Annotated in this window: 20 protein-coding genes and 4 tRNA genes; 4 read left to right on the top strand and 20 right to left on the bottom strand. The window is 52.0% G+C overall.

Translation table 11 applies throughout. The features are described 5' to 3' along the window. The gene (gene hemY, locus WN16_RS03840) at positions 1-1,200 is read left to right on the top strand and encodes a protoheme IX biogenesis protein HemY (RefSeq protein WP_003017958.1); all 1,200 of its coding nucleotides are present in this window, start codon (positions 1-3) and stop codon (positions 1,198-1,200) included. Positions 1,201-1,655: 455 nt separating this feature from the next. On the opposite strand, the gene WN16_RS03835 is transcribed toward hemY, so the two are convergent. From WN16_RS03835 to trxA, 18 genes are all read right to left on the bottom strand, one after another. Then, a tRNA-Pro gene (locus tag WN16_RS03835) sits at positions 1,656-1,732 on the bottom strand. 41 nt (positions 1,733-1,773) lie between these two features. Continuing rightward, positions 1,774-1,859 (bottom strand) — tRNA-Leu (locus WN16_RS03830). Between the two features lie 20 nt (positions 1,860-1,879). After that, positions 1,880-1,955 (bottom strand) — tRNA-His (locus WN16_RS03825). Positions 1,956-2,011: 56 nt separating this feature from the next. Then, positions 2,012-2,088, bottom strand: a tRNA-Arg gene (locus tag WN16_RS03820). A gap of 102 nt (positions 2,089-2,190) precedes the next feature. Next, positions 2,191-3,576, bottom strand: a complete 1,386-nt coding sequence (locus tag WN16_RS03815) for an amino acid permease (protein ID WP_003017961.1) — start codon at positions 3,574-3,576, stop codon at positions 2,191-2,193. A 277-nt stretch (positions 3,577-3,853) separates the two neighbouring features. Next, the gene (gene wecG / locus WN16_RS03810) at positions 3,854-4,594 is read right to left on the bottom strand and encodes a lipopolysaccharide N-acetylmannosaminouronosyltransferase (RefSeq protein ID WP_044702228.1); all 741 of its coding nucleotides are present in this window, start codon (positions 4,592-4,594) and stop codon (positions 3,854-3,856) included. After that, entirely contained in the window at positions 4,594-5,949 is a 1,356-nt protein-coding gene (wzyE, locus tag WN16_RS03805) for an ECA oligosaccharide polymerase (protein ID WP_044702225.1), read from the bottom strand. The genes wecG and wzyE overlap by 1 nt, the downstream gene beginning before the upstream one ends. Continuing rightward, entirely contained in the window at positions 5,946-7,025 is a 1,080-nt protein-coding gene (locus WN16_RS03800) for a TDP-N-acetylfucosamine:lipid II N-acetylfucosaminyltransferase (RefSeq protein WP_044702223.1), read from the bottom strand. Before WN16_RS03800 ends, wzyE begins: the two co-directional genes overlap by 4 nt. After that, on the bottom strand, positions 7,022-8,272 hold the full coding sequence (gene wzxE / locus WN16_RS03795) for a lipid III flippase WzxE (RefSeq protein WP_032938464.1): 1,251 nt from the start codon (positions 8,270-8,272) through the stop codon (positions 7,022-7,024). Before wzxE ends, WN16_RS03800 begins: the two co-directional genes overlap by 4 nt. 1 nt (position 8,273) lies before the next feature. Continuing rightward, the gene (rffA, locus tag WN16_RS03790) at positions 8,274-9,404 is read right to left on the bottom strand and encodes a dTDP-4-amino-4,6-dideoxygalactose transaminase (RefSeq protein WP_044702221.1); all 1,131 of its coding nucleotides are present in this window, start codon (positions 9,402-9,404) and stop codon (positions 8,274-8,276) included. A gap of 4 nt (positions 9,405-9,408) precedes the next feature. Next, a complete protein-coding gene (gene rffC / locus WN16_RS03785; RefSeq protein ID WP_032938460.1) occupies positions 9,409-10,086 on the bottom strand; it encodes a dTDP-4-amino-4,6-dideoxy-D-galactose acyltransferase in 678 nt (225 codons plus the stop codon). Continuing rightward, the gene (wecC, locus tag WN16_RS03780) at positions 10,083-11,345 is read right to left on the bottom strand and encodes a UDP-N-acetyl-D-mannosamine dehydrogenase (protein ID WP_016151230.1); all 1,263 of its coding nucleotides are present in this window, start codon (positions 11,343-11,345) and stop codon (positions 10,083-10,085) included. Before wecC ends, rffC begins: the two co-directional genes overlap by 4 nt. Further along, positions 11,342-12,472, bottom strand: coding sequence for a UDP-N-acetylglucosamine 2-epimerase (non-hydrolyzing) (gene wecB / locus WN16_RS03775; protein WP_032948215.1), 1,131 nt, complete (start codon positions 12,470-12,472; stop codon positions 11,342-11,344). The genes wecC and wecB overlap by 4 nt, the downstream gene beginning before the upstream one ends. A 55-nt stretch (positions 12,473-12,527) precedes the next feature. Further along, positions 12,528-13,574: an ECA polysaccharide chain length modulation protein gene (wzzE, locus tag WN16_RS03770; RefSeq protein ID WP_003844617.1), complete on the bottom strand. Its 1,047-nt coding sequence runs from the start codon at positions 13,572-13,574 to the stop codon at positions 12,528-12,530. A gap of 12 nt (positions 13,575-13,586) precedes the next feature. Next, complete coding sequence (gene wecA, locus WN16_RS03765) at positions 13,587-14,690, bottom strand: UDP-N-acetylglucosamine--undecaprenyl-phosphate N-acetylglucosaminephosphotransferase (protein WP_003844616.1); 1,104 nt, start codon at positions 14,688-14,690, stop codon at positions 13,587-13,589. Positions 14,691-14,919: 229 nt separating this feature from the next. Next, positions 14,920-16,179, bottom strand: a complete 1,260-nt coding sequence (rho, locus tag WN16_RS03760) for a transcription termination factor Rho (protein WP_002437993.1) — start codon at positions 16,177-16,179, stop codon at positions 14,920-14,922. 87 nt (positions 16,180-16,266) lie between these two features. Further along, entirely contained in the window at positions 16,267-16,386 is a 120-nt protein-coding gene (locus tag WN16_RS03755; protein WP_049259789.1) for a rho operon leader peptide, read from the bottom strand. 130 nt (positions 16,387-16,516) lie between these two features. Continuing rightward, the gene (trxA, locus tag WN16_RS03750) at positions 16,517-16,846 is read right to left on the bottom strand and encodes a thioredoxin TrxA (protein ID WP_001280776.1); all 330 of its coding nucleotides are present in this window, start codon (positions 16,844-16,846) and stop codon (positions 16,517-16,519) included. A 143-nt stretch (positions 16,847-16,989) separates the two neighbouring features. Here trxA and rhlB point away from each other — a divergent pair, with 143 nt between their 5' ends. Beyond that, positions 16,990-18,258 (top strand): ATP-dependent RNA helicase RhlB, encoded by a 1,269-nt coding sequence (gene rhlB, locus WN16_RS03745; protein WP_003017994.1) that lies wholly within the window; start codon positions 16,990-16,992, stop codon positions 18,256-18,258. Between the two features lie 136 nt (positions 18,259-18,394). Then, the gene (gppA, locus tag WN16_RS03740) at positions 18,395-19,876 is read left to right on the top strand and encodes a guanosine-5'-triphosphate,3'-diphosphate diphosphatase (RefSeq protein WP_003017996.1); all 1,482 of its coding nucleotides are present in this window, start codon (positions 18,395-18,397) and stop codon (positions 19,874-19,876) included. A 47-nt stretch (positions 19,877-19,923) separates the two neighbouring features. Here the strand turns inward: gppA and rep are convergent, their stop codons facing one another. Then, on the bottom strand, positions 19,924-21,945 hold the full coding sequence (gene rep, locus WN16_RS03735) for a DNA helicase Rep (protein ID WP_003829018.1): 2,022 nt from the start codon (positions 21,943-21,945) through the stop codon (positions 19,924-19,926). A gap of 84 nt (positions 21,946-22,029) precedes the next feature. Here rep and ppiC point away from each other — a divergent pair, with 84 nt between their 5' ends. Further along, entirely contained in the window at positions 22,030-22,311 is a 282-nt protein-coding gene (gene ppiC / locus WN16_RS03730) for a peptidylprolyl isomerase PpiC (protein WP_003017999.1), read from the top strand. Positions 22,312-22,430: 119 nt separating this feature from the next. On the opposite strand, the gene ilvC is transcribed toward ppiC, so the two are convergent. Then, entirely contained in the window at positions 22,431-23,906 is a 1,476-nt protein-coding gene (gene ilvC, locus WN16_RS03725; protein ID WP_003018001.1) for a ketol-acid reductoisomerase, read from the bottom strand. Between the last annotated feature and the right edge of the window lie 62 nt (positions 23,907-23,968).

Genomic DNA, 23,968 nt, shown 5'->3' with positions numbered 1-23,968 from the left:
ATGCTAAAAGTATTGTTGCTCTTTGTGCTGTTGATCGCCGGGATCGTCGTCGGTCCGATGATAGCCGGTCATCAGGGCTATGTGCTGATCCAGACGGATAACTACAATATCGAAACCAGCGTGACGGGCCTGGTGATCATCCTGATCGTCGCCATGGTCGTCCTGTTTGCGATTGAATGGCTGTTGCGCCGAATTTTCCGCACCGGCGCACATACCCGTGGGTGGTTTGTGGGTCGTAAACGTCGTCGCGCCCGTAAGCAGACCGAACAGGCGCTGCTCAAACTGGCAGAAGGTGACTATCAGCAGGTTGAGAAGCTGATGTCGAAAAATGCCGATCATGCAGAACAGCCAGTAGTGAATTACCTGCTGGCGGCAGAAGCGGCTCAGCAGCGCGGTGACGAAGCTCGCGCCAACCAACACCTTGAGCGTGCTGCCGAACTGGCGGGAAATGATACGATCCCGGTAGAAATCGCTCGCGTTCGCCTGCAACTGGCGCGTAATGAAAATCATGCCGCACGCCACAGCATAGACAAACTGCTGGAAGTAACGCCACGTCATCCGGAAGTGCTGCGTCTGGCTGAGCAGGCCTACATTCGCACCGGCGCATGGAGTTCCTTGCTGGATATCATCCCATCCATGGCAAAAGCGCATGTGGGTGATGACGAGCACCGCGCCATGCTGGAACAACAGGCATGGGTTGGCTTGATGGATCAGGTCCGCGCCGATCAGGGCAGCGAGGGGCTGCGTGCATGGTGGAAAAACCAGAACCGTAAAACTCGTCATCAGGTTGCTTTGCAGGTAGCAATGGCTGAACATCTGATTGAGTGTGACGATCACGATACGGCGCAGCAGGTCATCATTGATGGTTTGAAACGTCAGTACGATGACCGTCTGGTGCTACCGATCCCGCGTCTGAAAACCAATAATCCAGAGCAGATAGAGAAAGTGCTGCGCCAGCAGATTAAAGCCGTGGGCGATCGCCCGTTGCTGTGGAGTACGCTGGGTCAGTCGTTAATGAAGCATGGGGAATGGCAGGAAGCCACGCTCGCCTTCCGTGCCGCTCTCAAACAGCGCCCGGATGCCTATGACTACGCCTGGCTTGCTGACGCGCTGGACAGACTGCATCAACCGGAAGAAGCCGCCACCATGCGTCGTGATGGCCTGATGTTGACGTTGCAGAACAACAATCCCCCGCAGTAACTCCTGAATGCCCGGTGGCGCTTTCGCTTACCGGGCCTACATATTTTTCATCTCGTATACACAAAATCATTCGAGAAGCAGCTCGAAGGATTTTGTGTATGCATAAAAAAACGCCCGCTCGGTAAGGAGCAGGCGTTAAACAGGTCTGTATGACAACATAAATGGGTGCTTCACTCAACGTTATGTCCATGGTGTTTGATGAGGCTACGCGACATCTGTCTGTGGACGATAAGCACCGTAAATGGCTCTGCATCATTCCTGAGTTTATGAGGCCAGAGGGCGAACATAAGAGATGGAATGAGCATCTACCCGCATATTATTGCACAAGGCATGCCACGATTGCACTGCAAAAACCAGGTATTCGGACTTTTTAAGACATCAGGTAATTCGCGGGAATAAAGGCTGAGAAGGGAAAATCAGAAAACAAAAAACCCCGCCGAAGCGGGGTTCAAAATTGGTCGGCGAGAGAGGATTCGAACCTCCGACCCACTGGTCCCAAACCAGTTGCGCTACCAAGCTGCGCTACTCGCCGTTTTACTGCTTTTTGAATTTTTAGTTCAATTCTTTAAGTCGTGGTGCGAGGGGGGGGACTCGAACCCCCACATCCTAAGGACACTAACACCTGAAGCTAGCGCGTCTACCAATTCCGCCACCTTCGCATTTCACAACTTTAAATTAATGGGGTGGCTAATGGGATTCGAACCCACGACAACTGGAATCACAATCCAGGGCTCTACCAACTGAGCTATAGCCACCACTGCAAATCTTTTACGCGGTATTAAAACCACCGCAGCTCTGGCACCCTACTAAATGGTGCGCCCGACAGGATTCGAACCTGAGACCTCTGCCTCCGGAGGGCAGCGCTCTATCCAGCTGAGCTACGGGCGCTTAGCGCCGTTGCGGGGCTGGATATTACGGAGGTCTCGGTCTTCTGTCTAGTGCTTTTTTAAAATAAATTATCGTTTGGTCATGGTTTGTGCGTTTTGTCGCTTATTCCCGCAATTTATGGGCTGTGCCATGACGATTCAGACCAAAAACCTTATAAATGAACGTCACGGCCAACAAGAAACCCATGCCAACAAAAAGCGACATTCGGGTATCTTCATTAAAGTACATGCCAATTAATACGCAAATCAGGAACGCCATCGTCAAATAATTCGCCCACGGGAACAGAATGGAGCGGAATGGATGACTGGCAATCGCCGCTTTATGCGCCTGACGGAAACGCAGCTGGCTTATCAGGATCACAAACCACGGCACCATCCCCGGCAACACGCTGGCGCTATAGACATAAACAAACACGCGCTGCGGATTGGGAATGATGTAGTTCAGGCACGAACCAATCAGCAGGATCGCGATAGAAATGGCCACGCCGGCAACCGGTACGCCATGGCGAGAAACTTTCCCAACAGCGGCGGGGAGCTGGCGATTCTTGGCCAGCGCGTAGAGCATACGCCCACAGCTGTACATGCCACTGTTACAACCCGACAGCGCCGCCGTCAGGACCACAAAGTTAATAATCCCCGCCGCGGCGGTAATACCAATCTTGGCAAAGGTGAGAACAAACGGACTGCCGTTGCTGCCAATCTCGTTCCACGGGAAAATAGTGACGATAACAAAAATTGCGCCAACGTAGAAAATCAGGATACGCCACAGCACTTTACCTACCGCGCTACGCAGCGTGACCTGTGGGTTCTTCGCTTCACCTGCAGTAATGCCAATCAGCTCCACGCCCTGGTAAGAAGCCACGACAATACACAATGCTGTCAGGAAGCCCTTCCAACCACCGGCAAAGAAACCGCCGTGTTCGGTCAGGTTGCCAAAGCCGATCGCCTGACCGCCATTACCAAAACCGAAGAAAATCACCCCTAACCCAATGACGATCATCACAATGATGGTGGTCACTTTGATCATGGCAAACCAGAACTCAATTTCACCATACAAGCGAACTGCGGCGAGGTTCGCCAATGCAACCAGTCCGACCGCGATCAGTGCGGGTATCCATTGCGCCATTTCCGGGAACCAGAACTGGACGTACACCCCGATGGCGGTAATCTCTGAGATCCCCACCGCCATCCACATAAACCAGTATGACCAGGCGGTGAGATAGCCAAAGAAGGGGCTCATATAACGGTGAGCGTAAACAGCGAATGAACCGGCAACCGGCTCGAGGAATAACATCTCCCCCATAGAACGCATAATGAAAAATACGAACAGCCCAGCGACGATATACGCCAGCAGAACCGAAGGTCCCGCCCATTTCAGGGTACTGGCGGCCCCCATAAACAGCCCGACGCCAATAGTGCCCCCGAGGGCAATTAATTCGATGTGACGAGCCTCCAGCCCACGCTGTAGCTCAGGTTTGTTCTCGGCCATAAATCCTCTTGTTGTGTTTGCATGCTGTCCGGTATTACCGGTTCTCGTTATGGGTACATCTTGTTATGTCATAACAGGCTATACGACACCGACCGCTTAGCAGTTGGCGTCAAAACTCCACGGCACTGAAATGATTGTTGCGAATGGTTTCCTAAAATCGCTTAAATGGCAATTAAAGCATTCAAAAAATGAATATATTGTGCGAGAAAGCAGCGATTATGTTGTGAATAAGTAGCGTAATTAGCAGATCACGCTACTTATCAGAGGAGAGAGGGCGTCAGAGGTTGCCGGTATAGTGCCAGCGTAGATAGCGTAATAAGCGAAGTTGTCGAGTAATACGGCTCGGTTGCGACAATAAGCGATACAGCCACTCCAGCCCCAGATTTTGCCAGATTTTAGGCGCACGCTTAACGTGACCGGTAAAGACGTCGTAGGTGCCGCCCACGCCCATATACAGCGCGTCGGGGTGAGTCTTGCGGCAATCACGCATAAAGATCTCTTGTTTCGGCGAACCCATCGCCACCGTCACAATTTGCGCGCCGCTGGCGTGAATACGCTCAAATAACGCCTGACGCTGCTCTGGGGTAAAATAACCATCCTGGCTACCCACAATGTTCACACGCCACTGTGCACGTAGTTTTGCTTCTGTTTGCGCCAGAACTTCAGGCTTGCCACCAACCAGGAAAACAGGCGTTCCGTTTTGCCCGGCTCGCGCCATCAGCGCTTCCCAAAGGTCAGCACCGGCCACACGTGAAACCTGCGCCTGTGGGAATTTTTTGCGCACCGAACGCACCACGCTAATCCCATCCGCATATTTGAACTCCGCGGCGTTGATCAGCTCCCTCACTTCAGGATTATCTTCTGCTGTCAGCATTTTCTCAGCGTTGATAGCCACCAGCGTTCCTGACCTGAGGTGTCCTTCGGCAAACAGGTAATTCAGCGCATGTTGCATATCGCGCCAGCCAATCAGTTGTAATCCGCGCAGCGAATACAGCGGCGCAGTTATGTTATCTGTCATTACGATCCTTCAATTTGTGTCCGGGGCAGCGACTTGATTCGTTTATGGATGAGTCCTGCGCTATCGAATAGCCAAAACAGCAGTTTTGCCATCAGTAGGCAAACGCCAAAAATCACGAGGAAAAAGACTACTCGCGAGACAAACGAATCCAGCCCTTCACGTGCCAACACGATCATATTGAAAATGGCGCCAAAACAGAAACTGTGCAAAATCGCCGCCTTATAGCGATTGGTTTCTTGGTTACCTAGCTCATACAGCCAGTCGAACCACTTGATAATGAGTCCAACGACAATCGCGCCTAATGGTATAAAAAGCGCCCCGCCCATCACCACCAGTGAACCAATTAACGTCGGCGAAATCGCCAGTCCCGAGTGGTTGTTCAACACTTCCCAGGTAAAGTAGTTCGCTGAGTTGAGTACAATACTCGGCCGCCCAGGCCACAGCCAGGAAGGGATAAAGACATAGAAGTCACGGACTATCGGTGCCAGCCCCTGGAACTCAATATTGTGGTAATTCTGCAGCAACAGCGCCAGGTTCTCCCACGGCGAGAAGGTGTCGCGCGTAAGGTACAGGAACGTATAGAACGCCTCATCGCCGCTAACGCTCATTCCGTAGCGCTTCAAGGCCAGCCAGAACATCCCGACAATACCCAGCACGCCTGCGGCGACCAACATCCACAGCGAAATCCAGCCGCGAATAATGCCGATAAACAAGAAGATGGCAAACGCAATGATGATATTGGCGCGCGTCCCGCCCACAATCATATAGGTCAGCAAACCAAACGCGACGGTGCTCACCAGGAAGAACAACCACGCTCTGCTGTCCTGACGCAGGAAATAAACCACCAGCATGGCCGGAATGAAGAAGTAGAAGAAACGCTTCAGAGCGACCCCAGAGACTTCGCTGGAAAAAATCTGGCTATAGGATTGCAGTCTGAACAGCAGGAATCCGTTGTGCATAAAGAAGACGCCCACGCTCACCAGCGCAATCGCCATCAGGATAACCCAGGTCAAATGGGCTTCAACGCGATTGATGGTAAACAGCGGCCTGCGCGGCTTACCCTCTACTCGCTTACGCAATCGCGTTTTATACGTCACGTAGTAGACGGCATAGAAACAGGCTGCTGACAGCAAGGCCTGCAGCAGGATCTCCGGCGGAGCCACTGCCACATCAAAGCGGAACACCAGGATGCTGGTTAACGGGAATCCGAAGAAGAACGTCAGCAAGAACAACAATGAGAAGAAAACATTGAAGTTAAAACGTACGCGGCGGAACTCAAACCAGGTCAGCGTGGCGATAAATAAGGTAGAGAGCAGCCAGACTACCAGCAGACCGCTGAATTGCATCAGGCTCATACGGTTTCTCCTGAAGCAATGCGCAGCGCGTTATACCACGGCTGCAGATAATTCGGGATAAAGAAGGTAATCGTGTTTTTATCTACCGATGCCAACTGGCGCTGCGCTTCACGTACGACGCCTTCATTGAGATCATCCGTGGTAAATAACACTGGAAGATTCTGTTCCACCATATCCTGCCAGAAGGGATTTTCACGGTTGAGCACGCACGGGATACCCGCCTGGATCAGCAAACACAGGGTACCGATCCCCTGCTGCCGGGCAAAAATAAAGTAACCCAAATCGCATTGCCGCAATAATGTTAGATAGGCATCAAATTCCAGCTTTTCACTTAAAATTTGCAGATTATCAGCGCTAAATAATGCCATACCGGCCTGGCGAACCTCGTCGATATAGGCATCATTATTGGCGGGGTAACCCATCGGCACAATCACGTTCACCGTGTCGCCGAACTGCTGATGGACAGCACGCAGCGCGGCAACATGCTCATTGCTGCAATCGCCAGAGTTGCCAACCAGCACCGTCATCTTGCCGCTGCGCTGACAATCATTGCTCATGTTATTGAGTGAAGGATCCATTCGCGTTGGGAAATAGAGCAACTCACCCCGTACATGCGGATGCTGCTCGGCGAAATAACGTAAATCGCCCCGCGTGGCAAATACGCAGCCCACGCGGTTCTGCGCCATGCGGCGAATCGGGTAAAACAGGCGGAATTTCAGCCCACTGGAGACTTCGTATAAATCAGCACCCCAGATATGCCAGTAAAACTGCGTCGGTTTAATTCCCCCGCTCAGCAGCGCCAACCACAGGCTGGTGTTGAACTGACCGTGGAAGAAGAATCGCTGTTGGCGATTCGCTTTTGCTTTCGCAATAACTGCTTCGGCTAACGATTTTTTCCCACTGTAGAAACTCAGCGATAACGCCGGGCAGCTCTCACTGAATCCCGCATCCTGACCGGCAACCATAAACGTGCGCGCGTGCTCGCTCGTCGCGGCAAGCGAGTCGTTGAAAAACCGTAGCACGGTTTGGTTATGGTGAGGGATATCCGATCCCAGAACGTGAATCAGTACAGTCATGCCCGCCTACGCCAGAGTAAAAACACGCCACAACAAAGAGAAAAATAGACGATGTACGTTGCCATATAAGCCTGTGCCGCTCCCAGCGCACCATGTGCAGGGATCAGCCAGTGAGCAAACACCGTCAATAACATGAACTGGCTAATTTCAGCCAAAATATAAAACCGCAGTGATGCTTTCGCGATCACCAGATACCCAAAGACATACGCCCCAACTTTTAGTACATCGCCAACCAGTTGCCAGGCAAACAGATCGCGCATGGCGGTGAATTTTGCGGAGAAAAGCAGCCAGATAGCAAAGTCACGCAGTAGCCAAACGGTAAAGCTCGCAGCGGCAACTGCAGGTAACACGAACTTCAGCGACTTAACCACCTCGCGCGTAATGTCGCGCTTTTCAGTCAGTCGCGACAACGTCGGCAGCAAGTAAACGCTGAATGAAGCGGTAATGAATTGCAGATAAGCATCAGAGATACTGCTTACCCCCTGCCAAATCCCCACATCATCCCAACTGTACTGCGCCGCCAGCAGGTTTCGCATCATCACGTATGCCACAGGCAACGTTACGGAGGTAATCAGCGCCATCAGCGTAAACTTGCTTAGCTGTCCAGCCAGACCGTTATCCCACGAGGGTTTCAGGTAATGCAGAGGAATCGCCCCGCGCTTAATCAGCATAATAGCGGCAGGGATAACGACCAACGCGGGCACTAACGCCAGACCCAGCAAAGCGCCTTCATACCCTCCCAGGCGATAACAGCCATAATAAGCAACTACGCCCACCAGACTACCCACAATCAGCGACAGCGCGTTACCCGCCGCATCGCGAAACCCCTTCATCAACGCCAGCAGCAGATTCGCCCAGGCAATGCCCATCTGCACCAGCGCAACCAGTCTTACCAGCCCCTGATAATGAGTATGACCAAACAATCCCTGACTGATTGGTGCGGCCGCCAGCAGAAAAATCACCGCCATCAGCGTAGAGAATCCCAGCACCATCGCGGAAGATGTACCGACGACCTTGCGGAGCCGGTTCGGATCGTCATGGTGCTGCGCAACATATTTCGTGACGCCGTTGAAAATGCCGGCCCCCGCCAGGACACCAAGCACGGTGACCATCTGGCGGAAGTTACCCGCCTGCCCCACGCCTGCCGGGCCAAACGACACCGCCAGCAGCTTCACGACCAGCAAACCCGCACCAATTTTTACCAGCGTACTGGCTGCCGTCCATAAGGACGCTTTAGCAAGCGACATTTCAGGCGAAGTAGTTGAGTAAGGTCGAAATTACCGTTCGCTGGTTGACCGGCGACAGGTTGTAGAACAGCGGTAAACGCAGCAAACGCTCGCTCTCTTTGGTGGTGTAACGATCAACACCGGCAAATACGCCGAATTTGTCGCCAGCCGGGCAATCATGCAGCGGGATATAGTGGAACACCGCCATAATTTCAGCTTCTTTCAGGAAGTTAATCAACGCCGTGCGATCGTCGATATCGCGCAGCTTGATGTAAAACATATGGGCGTTTTGCACGCAGTCTTCCGGTACAGAAGGCAGCTCGATACGTCCGGCACGCGCCAGCGGTTCAAGAGCATCATAGTAGTTCTGCCACAGAGTCAGACGCTGCTGGTTAATGCGGTCCGCTGCTTCCAGTTGCGCCCACAGATAAGCGGCCTGTAGATCGGACATCAAATAGCTGGAGCCGATATCACGCCAGGTATATTTATCTACCTGGCCACGGAAAAACTGGCTGCGGTTTGTCCCTTTTTCACGGATGATCTCTGCACGTTCGACTAATTTTTTATCATTAATCAGCGTCGCGCCGCCTTCACCACCTGCGGTATAGTTTTTGGTCTCATGAAAGCTAAAGCAACCGATGTGACCAATCGTCCCCAGCGCCCGACCTTTGTAAGTCGACATAACGCCCTGGGCCGCATCTTCCACCACAAACAGGTTATGTTTGGTCGCCAGCGCCATAATAGTATCCATTTCGCAGGCCACACCCGCGTAATGCACCGGCACAATCGCGCGGGTTTTGTCGGTGATCGCCGCTTCAATCAGCGTTTCGTCAATGTTCATGGTATCCGGGCGGATATCAACAAAGACAATTTTCGCGCCTCGCAGCACGAAAGCATTGGCCGTGGATACAAACGTATAGCTTGGCATAATGACTTCGTCGCCAGGCTGGATATCCAGCAGCAATGCCGCCATCTCAAGCGATGCGGTGCAGGAAGGCGTCAGCAATACTTTCTCGCTGCCAAAATGCTGTTCCAGCCACTGCTGGCAGCGACGGGTAAAACCGCCATCGCCACACAGTTTGCCGCTGTTCATCGCAGACTGCATGTAATCGAGTTCAGTGCCCACCACCGGCGGTGCGTTAAATGGAATCATCGTGTCACCTGTATAACCAATACGCGGTGCTTTCCACATTCGCACCACTGTGTATATAACGTTTAAGCGCGGCGGTATTGCCCATTTGGGTCGCCACACGCAGTGCTGTTTTACCGTGAGCCTGCGCCCAGCAAAGCGCGGCCTGCATCAGTTCTGCTCCCGCCCCACGCCCGGCTAGCAGGCCAATTCGCGCCTCGGTCGCATTCAGTTCACGCAGCGAGACATAGCCACGAATCTCACCTGTTGGTGTACGAAAAACGAGGCATTGATGATCGAACGTCCCCAGCACCGCGTTTTCAATCCACTGCGCATAAAAACGCGCGCTGGCATCTGCGGCATACCACGGGGCGCGAAAACGACTTTGCGCGAACGCCTGTCCTGCCAGATGGCGTAATGCAGGGATATCCGTAGTTTGTGCGACCTGCGCACCGGGGTCACCATGCGCACACGTCACTGGCAGCACAAAATCCACTTCACCTTCAACCAGTGAGAAGCCCATTTGTTGCAGGGCATCTAATGCTTGGGTATTGGCGGCAGGTATTTTTGCCTGTACCCGCGACCAGGGCTGCAACGCATCCGCAGTCAGAACCGACGCGTGTTGGTCAAAACGCACAATAGCGCTATGCACGCCAAAGAACGTATTTTCCCAGCTAAGCGGCTCAATACTGGCGCGGATTTTCACCGCCAGACCCCTTTGGTATCAACGACATATTGCTGGTGAACCGCATCGCCTTTAATGGCTTTAAATTCATTGTGGTCGACAAGCAAGACCAGTACATCGGCACTTCCCAGGGCATCGTCCAGCGTTGCCAGTTGGCACAGACCGTCCAGTTTTTTCGGCAGTTGATGGATATTCGGTTCCACCACCAATGTTTCGCCTTTGTGCCAATGCGCGATACTTTGCGCAATTCCCATCGCCGGGCTTTCACGTAAATCATCGATATTCGGTTTAAATGCCAGACCAAAACAGGCAATTTTCACTTCGCTGGCCCGTTTATTGGTATCCGCCAGACAGTCGGCCACGGCAGCTTTTACCCGATCGACCACCCAATGAGGCTTACCGTCGTTTACCTCACGCGCGGTGCGAATCAATTTCGCCTGCTGCGGGTTCTGCGCCACGATAAACCACGGATCAACCGCGATACAGTGCCCGCCAACACCCGGACCCGGTTGCAAAATATTCACGCGCGGATGGCGATTTGCCAGGCGAATCAGTTCCCAGACGTTGATCCCCTGATCGGCGCAAATCAGCGACAACTCATTAGCGAAGGCGATATTGACGTCGCGGAAACTATTTTCAGTCAGCTTGCACATTTCCGCAGTGCGCGCGTTGGTCACGACACATTCACCCTCAAGGAAAATGTTGTACAGTTCGCTAGCACGCGCGGAACAGACGGAGGTCATTCCCCCAATCACGCGGTCGTTTTTAATCAGTTCAACCATCACCTGGCCCGGCAGCACGCGTTCTGGACAATAAGCAATGTTAACGTCAGCCTGTTCACCGACCTGCTGCGGGAAAGTCAAATCAGGACGCATTTCAGCCAGCCATGTGGCCATCTGTTCGGTAGCCCCGACAGGCGACGTCGATTCAAGGATCACCAACGCGCCTTTTTTCAGCACCGGAGCAAGAGACTTGGTTGCGGCTTCCACATAAACCATATCGGGTTCGTGCTCCCCCTTAAACGGAGTAGGCACAGCAATCAGAAAGGCATCCGCATCTACAGGGGTTGTGGTCGCACGCAGAAATCCATTTTCGACCGCCGTTTTCACCACGGCGCCCAAATCTGGCTCAACGATATGAATTTCACCGCGATTAATGGTATCCACCGCGTGTTGATTTACATCTACGCCAATCACATGCTTTTGACGGGAAGCAAAGGCAGCCGCCGTCGGCAGTCCGATATAACCCAGCCCAATGACAGAAATGGTCGTAAAACTCATAGCGATATCCGATTATTTTTTAACGCGTGTAAAATGCGGCCACATGCCTGCCCGTCACCATACGGATTATGGGCGCGGCTCATGGTCTGATATTCATTATCGTCATGCAGCAAACGCGTGACTTCTTCGACAATACGCTGCGGGTCTGTCCCTACCAGACGTACTGTACCTGCAGTAATCGCTTCCGGACGTTCCGTCGTTTCGCGCATCACCAGTACCGGTTTCCCCAAAGATGGGGCTTCTTCCTGAATCCCACCGGAGTCGGTCAGGATCAGCCAGGCATGATTCATCAGCCAGACAAACGGCATGTAATCCTGCGGTTCAATCAGGATGACGTTTTCAACGTGACCCAGAATGCGATTCACCGGTTCGCTAACGTTAGGATTCAGGTGCACCGGATAGACAATCTGTACGTTCTGATTGGCCGCAGCAATTTCCGCCAGCGCGTGGCATATGCGTTCAAAACCGCGACCGAAGCTTTCACGACGATGACCGGTCACCAGTATCATCTTTTTATCAACAGCCAGGAAAGGATAACGTTCTGCCAGATCGGTACGCAGCACCTCATTTCCCAGTACACGGTCACGAACCCAGATCAACGAATCAATAACCGTATTACCTGTAACGAAGATACGGCTATCAGAAATATTTTCCCGTAGCAGGTTTTGGCGCGAGTTTTCTGTTGGCGCAAAATGATACATCGCCAAATGCCCTGTCAGCGTACGGTTCGCCTCTTCCGGCCAGGGAGAGTAGAGATCGCCTGTACGTAAACCCGCCTCCACATGCCCTACCGGAATACGCTGATAGAACGCGGCCAGGCTAGTGGCAATGGTGGTCGTGGTATCGCCGTGAACCAACACAACGTCGGGTTTAAAGTCAGCCAGAATAGGCTTTAATCCTTCCAGTATTCGGCAGGTAATTTCTGTTAGTCCCTGACCTGGCTGCATAATATTGAGATCGTAGTCAGGTACAATGGAAAAAAGGTTCAACACCTGATCGAGCATCTCGCGATGCTGCGCCGTGACGCAAACTTTTGCCTCAAAATCAGGATCTTTTGCCAACGCATGAACCAGAGGTGCCATTTTTATGGCCTCCGGTCGCGTGCCAAATACAGTCAGTACTTTCACATCGATTCTCTTCGGATTGGCAGTGAGGGCCCAGCCCCTCACTGCAACGATATTGCTAAATCGTGCGGCGACGGGTTAACGCGACACCAGCACCGATCAGAGCCCCAACGATGCCCCACATAATCATCAGGAAGGCACGACGAGGGCTGTCACGTTTTACCGGTTCCTCCGGCGTACGCAAATAACGATAGGTCTGAAAACGCGGATCCAGAGTTGGCCCAACGTTCAGTGTGTTAAGCATGGCTCGGTTTTGGAAGTAGTCCAGATCGAAATCGGGACCAACAGATTGCAGGTTTTCGAGTCGCGCCTGCAGCATAGGGCGTCCAAGCAAAAACAGTTCTGAATCAGGTAATTCTTCAGCCGGAACGTCAGTGGAAGTACGCGAAATATTATGCTGTTCAGCAATTTTGAGTGCCTGCTCAATGTTGTGGACTCGGCGAGAGAAAATCGATTTCGCCACTTCTTCCTGGCGTTTAACCTGTGCCTTCATCTGCACGGTGCGCGCAGCCCAGGCTCCCTTTAACTCGTCGTTCAGATGACGCGCAGCACGCTGACTGGCAAACGCAACATACTGACGCAACAGATTGTTGGCATCGGGTGCCGTCTCGGCAATCAGCTTCACGCTGTCATTGGTATTACGAACCGCATCGCCAGGCATAAACTGAATGTTATTGATCAGTTCATCCAGCATCGCCGCATCGGCTTTGCTGTTACCCACCATACGTTGCTTGTAGTAATCAGTCTGCTGCCAGAATTCACGGCGCGTATCCCATGAGGCAAGCTGCATAATAAATTCTTTATAGGCTTCATCCATCACTGACGGTTGATCCGCTGATGCAAGACTGGCCTTGATGTCCAGGTTACGCAAGAATTGCTGCTGAGAGTAATAACCGCCCAACATATTGACCGTGGGCCTGTCTGAAATCGCCGTCGCACTCCACTCCTGACGAGCAAAGAACGTATAGGCGAGAGCGACTAACGCGAAGGCGAGAGCCATGCCGACAATCCACACTTTCCCTGCCCATAAAGCACGAAACAACCCACGGATATCCAGTTCATTTTCTGCGCTCACGGCGTGTTCCCCCGGTAATGGTTGTGTCATCGCATCCTCAATTTACTTGGTTAAGTTTGGTTTGCCTTCGCGGTGCCTTCGTAGTCTGCGCTTAACTCGCTTAATAAATCTCGCCACCTTCCATGCTCGCTTAATACAGTAACCGTAAAGACCAAATGCCAGTAAAAAGAGCACCAACATGGCCCATTCAGGGACTAAACGAAAATATTCAGCCAGTGCACCGATAGAGGCCAGAATCGCTGCAGCCAACGTGATCAGAACAAATGCCTGTCTGGAAGTAAACCCGGCGCGCATCACTAAATGATGAATATGCTGGCGATCTGCAGAGAAAGGACTCATGCCTTTACGTAAACGACGATACATGATCGCCACCATATCCATTAACGGAATGGCGATAATCCACAGAGCCGTGACCGGGCTAATAGGATGCGTTTTACCTTGAGTGGTCTCCAGCAGGATCCAGATTACCGTAAAGCCAATCAGCGTACTCCCCGCATCGCCCATAAAGACTTTATAGCGGCGTCCGAGAATCCCCAGGTTCAGTAGGATGTAAGGCAGAATGGCGGCGATCATGGCAAAACACCAGATTGCCAGGCTTGTCTGGCCATCGAACCACAGGATAAACCCCATCGCTGCGAATGAGACGCTGGATAGCCCGCCTAACAAGCCATCAATGCCATCAACCATATTAAAGGCGTTAATCGCCGCCCAGACGGCAAAAAGGGTGAGAAAATAACCAAAGGGACCCAACAACAACTCCCACGGGCCAAAAATATATCCCAGGCTACTTAGATAAAGCTCACCTTTTACCATCATCACAATAGCAATCGCCGCCTGAACGACTGCTCGTATTTTTACGCTGATGTCAAAACGATCGTCAAGCGCGCCAACAAACACCAGCACACCTGCACAGAAGAGGTATAAAGAGGCATGGGGAATGTAATAATCCGAAAGGCCAAACATGAAATTGATTCCGGCAAACACAGAAATCCCGCCCACTAACGGAATAATCCCTTGGTGACGTTTGCGGAAGTTTGGCTTATCCACTAAACCTATTTTTATGGCTACTTTTCGTGCCAAAAAAATAAAAATGGTTGTGAATAAAAAAATACTAACTAGCTCAGAGAAAGCAGCGAGTAGATTCACAGTGTATGTGTTCTCAGCATATATCATTTCCTTAAAGTATAATGCGTTAAGACGCCCCCTTGAAGAGAGCAGCTAAAACATTACACTTCCTACCTCTTGTCGGTCATGCCGCACATTGTGACAATCCATGACGCCGATAATAATGACAATTTTATCTGACCAAACATTAGGATGAATCGTAAAAGCAAAACGCCACGTAAAAACGTGGCGTTTTCAGATGATGCCCGAATCAGGAACGCTTCATCATATCGAAGAAGTCGTCATTGGTCTTGGTCATCGCCAGTTTGTTAATGAGGAATTCCATTGCGTCGATTTCACCCATAGGATGGATGATTTTGCGCAGGATCCACATTTTCTGCAGCTCTTCCTGGGTGGTGAGCAGCTCTTCTTTACGGGTACCGGAACGGTTGTAGTCGATAGCCGGGAAGACGCGTTTTTCAGCAATCTTACGGGAGAGATGCAGTTCCATGTTGCCGGTACCTTTAAACTCTTCGTAGATAACTTCATCCATTTTAGAGCCGGTATCAATCAGCGCAGTCGCGATGATGGTCAGGCTACCGCCCTCTTCCACGTTACGTGCAGCACCAAAGAAACGCTTCGGACGATGCAGGGCGTTGGCGTCCACACCACCGGTCAGTACTTTACCGGAAGCAGGAACCACGGTGTTATATGCACGTGCCAGACGGGTGATGGAGTCAAGCAGAATGATAACGTCTTTCTTGTGTTCAACCAGACGTTTCGCCTTCTCGATAACCATTTCCGCAACCTGAACGTGGCGGGAGGCAGGTTCGTCAAAGGTAGACGCAACCACTTCACCTTTCACCAGACGCTGCATCTCGGTAACTTCTTCCGGACGTTCGTCAATCAGCAGCACCATCAACACGCAGTCAGGATGATTGTATGCAATGCTCTGCGCGATGTTCTGCAGCAGCATGGTTTTACCCGCTTTCGGCGGAGCAACAATCAGACCACGTTGGCCACGACCGATCGGCGATGCCAAATCCAGTACACGTGCCGTTAAATCTTCAGTAGAACCGTTACCACGCTCCATACGCAGACGAGAGTTTGCGTGCAGCGGCGTTAAGTTCTCAAAGAGGATTTTGTTACGGGCGTTTTCTGGTTTGTCGTAGTTAACTTCGTTAACTTTCAACAGCGCAAAGTAGCGTTCACCTTCTTTCGGCGGGCGAATCTTACCAGAAATGGTATCACCAGTGCGGAGGTTGAAACGGCGGATTTGGCTGGGAGAAACGTAGATGTCATCAGGACCGGCGAGGTAGGAGCTGTCTGCAGAGCGGAGGAAACCAAATCCATCCTGCAATATCTCCAGCACACCGTCACCAAAGATATCTTCGCCACTCTTTGCGTGCTGCTTCAGGATGGCAAAAATAATGTCCTGCTTGCGCATACGAGCCAGGTTTTCAAGGCCCATATTTTCGCCGAGAGTGATCAGCTCAGAAACCGGCGTATTCTTTAATTCGGTAAGATTCATAATGGTGTGAGTTCTTAAACTTGGGGTAAATCTCGAACTTAATGTTGTGAATGGTATGGCAGGGTCATCCATGCCTGTTTACGGCCATCAACTCATGTCTGTTCGCTGTCTGGTCACAGGAAAGTACGCAGAACTGAAACGACAAGACGGATTGAGTGACAAGCCAGGAATCTGTCCACTTCTCGCGCGAGAAACAACGGGAAGTATTGGATATAACTAGATTCAAACTTAATAAGGTATGTTTAATACGAAGTCAACACTAACTTAGCACGACTCAAGTCGGGCGTCCAGTCATCCGAATCATTTCGAAGTATGGTCGCCCGATCATGAGACTTCCTTACGCTAAATTAGCGTCGAGGAATTCTTTCAACTGACCTTTGGACAGCGCGCCGACTTTTGTCGCCGCAACTTCGCCGTTTTTAAACAGCAACAGGGTCGGGATGCCACGGATACCATACTTCGGCGCGGTGCCTGGGTTTTGGTCAATGTTCAATTTAGCAACCGTCAGTTTGCCCTGATATTCGTCAGCGATTTCATCCAGAATCGGAGCGATCATTTTGCACGGACCGCACCACTCTGCCCAGAAATCAACGAGGATTGCTCCGTCCGCTTTGAGTACATCCGTGTCAAAACTGTCGTCAGTCAGGTGAATAATTTTATCGCTCATAATAACTCCACAGGAATAAGCCTGGTGCATTGGTGTAGCATTAATCAACGACGTGTTGATGTAGCATTAACCAACTAAAGGTTGACTTTATTTCACCGGATACGCTTTCGTAAAGCAATAGTAAGCTGATATTCTACCACACTATGAGCAAAACACATTTAACAGAACAGAAGTTTTCCGACTTCGCCCTGCACCCAAAGGTGATAGAAGCCCTTGAAAACAAAGGCTTTCATAACTGCACGCCCATTCAGGCCCTCGCGCTGCCGCTAACGCTGGCTGGTCGTGATGTTGCCGGGCAGGCGCAAACCGGTACCGGAAAAACGATGGCGTTCCTGACGTCAACGTTTCATTATCTTCTCTCTCATCCCGCGATTGCCGATCGCAAGGTGAACCAACCGCGTGCGTTAATTATGGCGCCAACGCGTGAGTTAGCCGTGCAGATCCACGCCGATGCCGAGCCGCTGGCACAGACCACTGGTCTGAAATTAGGCCTGGCGTATGGCGGCGACGGTTACGATAAACAGCTGAAAGTGCTGGAAAGCGGCGTCGATATTCTTATCGGCACGACCGGTCGTCTTATCGACTATGCAAAACAGAACCACATTAATCTGGGCGCGATTCAGGTCGTGGTGCTGGATGAAGCCGATCGTATGTACGATCTGGGCTTTATTAAAGATATCCGTTGGCTGTTCCGTCGTATGCCGCCAACCACCCAACGTCTGAATATGCTGTTTTCTGCAACCCTCTCTTATCGCGTTCGCGAACTGGCGTTCGAACAAATGAATAACGCTGAGTACGTTGAAGTCGAACCGGAACAGAAAACTGGCCATCGCATTAAAGAAGAGCTCTTCTACCCCTCCAACGAAGAGAAAATGCGTTTGCTGCAAACGCTGATTGAAGAAGAGTGGCCAGATCGCGCCATTGTTTTTGCTAACACCAAGCATCGTTGTGAAGATATCTGGGGCAGCCTTGCTGCAGACGGCCATCGTGTCGGTCTGCTGACCGGTGACGTGGCGCAGAAAAAACGTCTGCGAATCCTCGATGAATTCACCCGTGGCGATATCGACATTCTCGTTGCGACGGATGTTGCTGCACGTGGTCTGCATATCCCAGCCGTAACGCACGTATTTAACTATGACCTGCCGGATGACTGTGAAGATTACGTTCACCGTATTGGTCGTACCGGTCGTGCTGGTGCAAGCGGTCACTCTATCAGCCTCGCTTGTGAAGAGTACGCGCTGAATTTACCCGCAATTGAGACCTATATCGGCCACTCGATTCCGGTCAGCAAATATAACCCGGATGCGCTGATGACCGATCTGCCGAAGCCTTTGCGCTTAACGCGCCCGCGCACAGGCAATGGCCCACGCCGTACCGGTGGTGCTCCGCGTAATCGTCGTCGTTCAGGTTAAGAAAAGTTATGCCATACACAAAATCATTCAGCCTGTATCAAGGCGGCAAGAAAACGAATCCTGATGAACCTACTTTAGTAAGTGATTCGGGTGAGAGAACGCAGCCAACACAGATACAGGTTGAAGGATGAAGTGTATGAATTCTACTTCGCTGTATGCGGCAATCGATCTCGGATCAAATAGTTTTCATATGCTGGTTGTACGCGAGGTGGCAGGAAGCATCCAGACGCTCACTCGTATCAAACGCAAAGTGCGTCTGGCTGCTGGACTCAACGGTGACAACGAGCTCTCTGTTGAAGCAATGGAGCGCGGCTGGCAATGTTTGCGCCTGTTTGCAGAACGTCTGCAGGATATCCCGCATCCACAAATCCGCGTGGTCGCCACGGCAACATTACGCATCGCCGTAAATGCCGATGTGTTTATTGCTAAAGCGCAAGAGATCCTCGGCTGCCCTGTCCAAGTGATTAGCGGTGAAGAAGAAGCGCGCCTGATTTATCAAGGTGTGGCCCACACTACCGGCGGCGCAGATCAGCGTCTGGTCGTCGACATTGGCGGGGCCAGCACAGAGTTGGTTACAGGTTCTGGCGCGCAAACCACTTCCCTGTTCAGCCTGTCAATGGGCTGCGTCACCTGGCTCGAACGCTATTTTACCGATCGTAATCTGGCACAGGAAAACTTTGACGAGGCCGAGAAAGCGGCTCGCGAAGTTCTGCGCCCGGTCGCCGACAAACTGCGTTTTCATGGCTGGAAAGTTTGCGTTGGTGCCTCTGGCACCGTCCAGGCGTTGCAGGAAATCATGATGGCGCAGGGCATGGATGAGCGCATTACGCTGGCCAAACTTCAGCAGCTTAAGCAGCGCGCCATTCACTGCGGTCGTCTGGAAGAGCTGGAAATCGAAGGGTTAACGCTGGAACGTGCGCTGGTTTTCCCCAGCGGGCTGGCCATTCTGATTGCTATTTTCACCGAACTGAACATTCAATGCATGACCCTGGCCGGCGGCGCATTACGTGAAGGTCTGGTCTACGGTATGCTGCATCTGGCGGTGGATCAGGATATTCGTAGCCGCACATTACGCAATATCCAGCGTCGCTTTATGGTCGATACAGAGCAAGCACATCGCGTTGCCAATTTAGCGACTAAATTTCTCGATCAGGTAGAAAAAAAGTGGCATCTTGAACCGATTAGCCGCGAATTACTGATTAGTGCCTGTCAGCTGCATGAAATTGGCCTAAGCGTTGATTTTAAACAGGCACCACAGCATGCCGCTTATCTGGTGCGCAATCTCGATCTCCCGGGTTTTACCCCTGCGCAAAAGAAACTGCTAGCGACGCTGTTACTCAACCAGACCAATCCCGTCGATCTCTCTTCGCTCCACCAGCAAAACGCAGTGCCACCGCGCATCGCGGAGCATCTTTGTCGTTTGCTACGCCTGGCGATCATCTTCGCCAGTCGTCGCCGTGACGATCTTGTGCCGGAAATTCAATTGGATGCAAGAAACGAGCACCTGACGGTCACTCTACCAGAAGGCTGGCTGGAACATCATCCGCTGGGTAAAGAGTTAATCGATCAGGAAAGCCAGTGGCAAAGCTATGTCCATTGGCCGCTGGACGTTCATTAGATGTTGGTTGCCGGATAGTGCTTACATATATCCGGCCCATAAAATACCTACTTCGCTTTAGCTTTCGCCATCATTGCCCGAATATTAGCGATGCTGGCCTGCCCTTTTTGCATCCGCTCCTCTGCGCTCACCACTTTTCGCTCTTGCTCCCAGATAACGTCATCCTGTGGCAGCTCCAGAAGGAAACGACTCGGTTCCGGACGCACCAGCTCACCATACTGACGACGCTCTTTACATAGCGTGAAGATGAGCTCTTTTTGTGCACGCGTAATCCCTACATAAGCCAGACGACGTTCTTCATCGATATTGTCTTCATCGATACTGCTCTGGTGCGGCAAAAATCCTTCTTCCATTCCCACCATAAACACGTATGGGAACTCCAGCCCTTTTGAGGCATGCAGTGTCATCAATTGCACCTGATCCAGCTCTTCTTCACTCTCTCCACGTTCCATCATGTCGCGTAGGGTAAAGCGGGTAACAACCTGGGTCAGGGTCATTGGCTCTTCCAGCTCACTGCCTTCCAGCATCTCCGTCATCCAACTGAACAGCGTATTGACGTTTTTCATACGCATTTCAGCCGCTTTCGGGCTCGGCGAGGTTTCATACAGCCAGGATTCGTAATCAATACCGTGGATAAGATCGCGCACAGCGGCAACCGGCTCACGCTCCGCCAGACGCTGAATTTCCCCCAGCCAGTGCGTAAAGCGAGTCAGAGAATCATACCCGCGCCCGGTCAGTGTCTGGCTAAGCCCCATATCAAAGCTGGCGGTAAACAGGCTTTTATTACGTGTCATCGCCCATTCCCCCAACTTTTGCAGCGTGGCCGGGCCGATTTCACGTTTTGGCGTGTTTACGATCCGCAAAAATGCGCTATCGTCATCCGGGTTGCTCAGCACGCGCAGATAAGCCAGCAGATCTTTAATCTCCGGACGCGAGAAGAACGACGTTCCGCCGGAAATTTTGTACGGGATACGGTTCTGCATTAGAAACTTTTCGAACACGCGCGACTGATGATTACCGCGATACAGGATGGCGTAGTCTTTATACTGCGTCTTGTTCACAAAATGATGGGCAATTAATTCCCCGGTCACGCGTTCCGCTTCGTGCTCTTCATTATTGGCACTCAGTACCTTCAGTTCAGCACCGTAACCCAACTCGGAAAAGAGTCGCTTTTCAAAGACGTGTGGATTGTTCGCAATAAGGATGTTCGCCGCCTTCAGGATGCGACCTGATGAACGGTAGTTTTGCTCCAGCTTCACCACCTGCAAAGCCGGAAAATCTTTGCTTAACAGTACCAGGTTCTGTGGACGGGCGCCGCGCCAGGAGTAGATCGACTGATCGTCATCGCCCACGACGGTAAAGCGCGCGCGTTTACCTACCAGCAACTTCACCAGCTCGTACTGGCTGGTGTTGGTATCCTGATATTCATCCACCAGCAGGTAGCGGATTCTGTTTTGCCAGCGCTCACGCACTTCTTCATTGCGCTGTAGCAGTAGCGTGGGAAGCAGGATCAGATCGTCAAAATCGAGGACGTTACACGCCTTCATATGCGCGTCATACAGACCATAGCAGTGGGCAAAAATACGATCGCGCTCACCCTTTGCACTGGCTGCCGCCTGTGCCGGAGTCATCAGATCGTTTTTCCAGTTGGAGATCGTCGAGATCAACTGCTGGAGGATAAGCTTATCGTCTTCGATTAGCCCTTCGGTCAGTTCCTTGAGCAAGGCCACCTGGTCAGTATCGTCAAACAACGAGAAGTTAGACTTCATCCCCAGCGCCGCATATTCACGCTTAATGATATCCAGTCCCAGGGTGTGGAAGGTGGAGATCATCAACCCACGCGCCTCTTTACGACCCAGCGTTTGCGCCACGCGCTCTTTCATCTCGCGCGCAGCCTTATTGGTAAAGGTCACGGCCGCAATATGGCGTGCCTGATAACCACATTCACGGATCAGATGGGCGATTTTGTTGGTGATAACACGCGTCTTGCCGGAACCCGCTCCCGCCAACACCAGGCAAGGTCCGGTGACGAATTCGACGGCTTGTTGTTGTCCGGGGTTCAAACGCATAAAGGGTCACTCATGAAAGTCGGGAGGGGAGAATAACAGCGTGGTAGTATAGCCAGCCTTAACCACCCCACTCAAGGCACGATCATGGCAAAAACAGCAGCAGCAGTGCATATCCTTGTTAAAGAAGAGAAACTGGCACTGGATCTTCTGGAACAGATTAAAAACGGCGCAGACTTCGGCAAGCTGGCGAAGAAACACTCTATCTGCCCATCAGGAAAACGCGGCGGTGATTTAGGTGAATTCCGTCAGGGCCAGATGGTTCCGGCGTTCGACAAAGTGGTCTTTTCCTGCCCAGTGCTGGAGCCAACCGGCCCGCTGCACACTCAGTTTGGTTACCACATCATTAAAGTACTGTACCGTAACTAATAAAAAATCCCGGAGCGTTCAGGCGCCGGGATTTTTTTGCCGGATGGCGGCTACGCCTTATCCGGCCTACATCTGCTGTGCGTAGGTCGGGTAAGCGCAAGCGCCACCCGACATCCTATTTAGCCAGCAACGGCAATGCGTTTCATATCGGTCATGTAACCGCGCAGTTTCTTACCAACCTGCTCGATAGCGTGGCTACGGATTGCTTCGTTCACGTCGCGCAGCTGCGCGTTGTCTACCGCACCTTCGGCAATCGCTTTGCCCAGGTCGCCGGTCTGCAGGGTGGTCATGAACTCTTTCAGCAGCGGTACGCAAGCGTAAGAGAACAGGTAGTTGCCGTATTCTGCGGTATCGGAGATAACCACGTTCATTTCGTACAGACGCTTACGGGCGATGGTATTCGCGATCAGCGGCAATTCATGCAGTGATTCGTAGTAAGCAGATTCTTCGATGATGCCGGAATCAACCATGGTTTCGAACGCCAACTCAACGCCCGCTTTCACCATCGCAATCATCAGAACGCCTTTATCGAAGTACTCCTGCTCACCGATTTTACCTTCAAACTGCGGGGCGGTTTCGAACGCGGTTTTACCGGTCTCTTCACGCCAGGTCAGCAGTTTCTTATCGTCGTTAGCCCAGTCAGCCATCATGCCGGAAGAGAATTCGCCGGAAATGATGTCGTCCATGTGTTTCTGGAACAGCGGCGCCATAATCTCTTTCAGCTGTTCGGACAGCGCGTAAGCACGCAGTTTCGCCGGGTTAGACAGACGGTCCATCATCAGGGTGATGCCGCCCTGCTTCAGCGCTTCGGTGATGGTTTCCCAGCCGAACTGAATCAGTTTTTCAGCATATGCCGGGTCAGTACCTTCTTCCACCAGCTTATCGAAGCACAGCAGAGAACCTGCCTGCAGCATACCGCACAGGATAGTCTGCTCACCCATCAGATCAGATTTCACTTCCGCAACGAAGGAGGACTCCAGCACGCCCGCACGGTGACCACCGGTGGCCGCAGCCCAGGCTTTGGCAATCGCCATGCCTTCGCCTTTCGGATCGTTTTCCGGGTGAACGGCGATCAGGGTCGGTACACCGAAGCCACGTTTGTACTCTTCACGAACTTCAGTACCCGGGCACTTCGGTGCCACCATCACAACGGTGATGTCTTTACGGATCTGCTCGCCCACTTCGACGATGTTGAAGCCGTGTGAATAGCCCAGCGCCGCGCCATCTTTCATCAGCGGTTGTACCGAACGTACAACGTCGGAGTGCTGCTTGTCTGGCGTCAGGTTAACCACCAGGTCAGCCTGCGGGATCAGCTCTTCGTAGGTACCCACTTTGAAGCCGTTTTCGGTCGCTTTACGCCAGGAAGCACGCTTCTCAGCAATGGCTTCTTTACGCAGTGCGTAGGAGATATCCAGACCGGAGTCACGCATGTTCAGGCCCTGGTTCAGACCCTGAGCGCCACAGCCGACGATGACCACTTTTTTACCCTGAAGGTAGCTCGCACCATCGGCGAATTCGTCGCGGCCCATAAAGCGACATTTACCCAGCTGTGCCAGCTGCTGGCGCAGGTTCAGTGTATTAAAGTAGTTAGCCATGATGGTGTACTCCGTGATGTTGTGTTGTGGTGCTTATTATTCGGTTCGCAGATTTGTATTTG

It is taken from the genome of Citrobacter sp. ABFQG (assembly GCF_004322975.1).
Lineage (GTDB): Bacteria > Pseudomonadota > Gammaproteobacteria > Enterobacterales > Enterobacteriaceae > Citrobacter > Citrobacter freundii.
The sequence above is the reverse complement of the archived record's forward strand: the minus strand, read 5'-3'. Positions and strand labels throughout refer to the sequence as shown.

Coding starts and splice junctions, on each gene's coding strand:
- hemY (WP_003017958.1), top strand. CDS start 1: ATGCTAAAAGTATTGTTGCTCTTTGTGCTGTTGATCGCCGGGATCGTC.
- WN16_RS03815 (WP_003017961.1), bottom strand. CDS start 3,576: ATGGCCGAGAACAAACCTGAGCTACAGCGTGGGCTGGAGGCTCGTCAC.
- wecG (WP_044702228.1), bottom strand. CDS start 4,594: ATGACAGATAACATAACTGCGCCGCTGTATTCGCTGCGCGGATTACAA.
- wzyE (WP_044702225.1), bottom strand. CDS start 5,949: ATGAGCCTGATGCAATTCAGCGGTCTGCTGGTAGTCTGGCTGCTCTCT.
- WN16_RS03800 (WP_044702223.1), bottom strand. CDS start 7,025: ATGACTGTACTGATTCACGTTCTGGGATCGGATATCCCTCACCATAAC.
- wzxE (WP_032938464.1), bottom strand. CDS start 8,272: ATGTCGCTTGCTAAAGCGTCCTTATGGACGGCAGCCAGTACGCTGGTA.
- rffA (WP_044702221.1), bottom strand. CDS start 9,404: ATGATTCCATTTAACGCACCGCCGGTGGTGGGCACTGAACTCGATTAC.
- wecC (WP_016151230.1), bottom strand. CDS start 11,345: ATGAGTTTTACGACCATTTCTGTCATTGGGCTGGGTTATATCGGACTG.
- wzzE (WP_003844617.1), bottom strand. CDS start 13,574: ATGACACAACCATTACCGGGGGAACACGCCGTGAGCGCAGAAAATGAA.
- rho (WP_002437993.1), bottom strand. CDS start 16,179: ATGAATCTTACCGAATTAAAGAATACGCCGGTTTCTGAGCTGATCACT.
- trxA (WP_001280776.1), bottom strand. CDS start 16,846: ATGAGCGATAAAATTATTCACCTGACTGACGACAGTTTTGACACGGAT.
- rhlB (WP_003017994.1), top strand. CDS start 16,990: ATGAGCAAAACACATTTAACAGAACAGAAGTTTTCCGACTTCGCCCTG.
- gppA (WP_003017996.1), top strand. CDS start 18,395: ATGAATTCTACTTCGCTGTATGCGGCAATCGATCTCGGATCAAATAGT.
- rep (WP_003829018.1), bottom strand. CDS start 21,945: ATGCGTTTGAACCCCGGACAACAACAAGCCGTCGAATTCGTCACCGGA.
- ppiC (WP_003017999.1), top strand. CDS start 22,030: ATGGCAAAAACAGCAGCAGCAGTGCATATCCTTGTTAAAGAAGAGAAA.
- ilvC (WP_003018001.1), bottom strand. CDS start 23,906: ATGGCTAACTACTTTAATACACTGAACCTGCGCCAGCAGCTGGCACAG.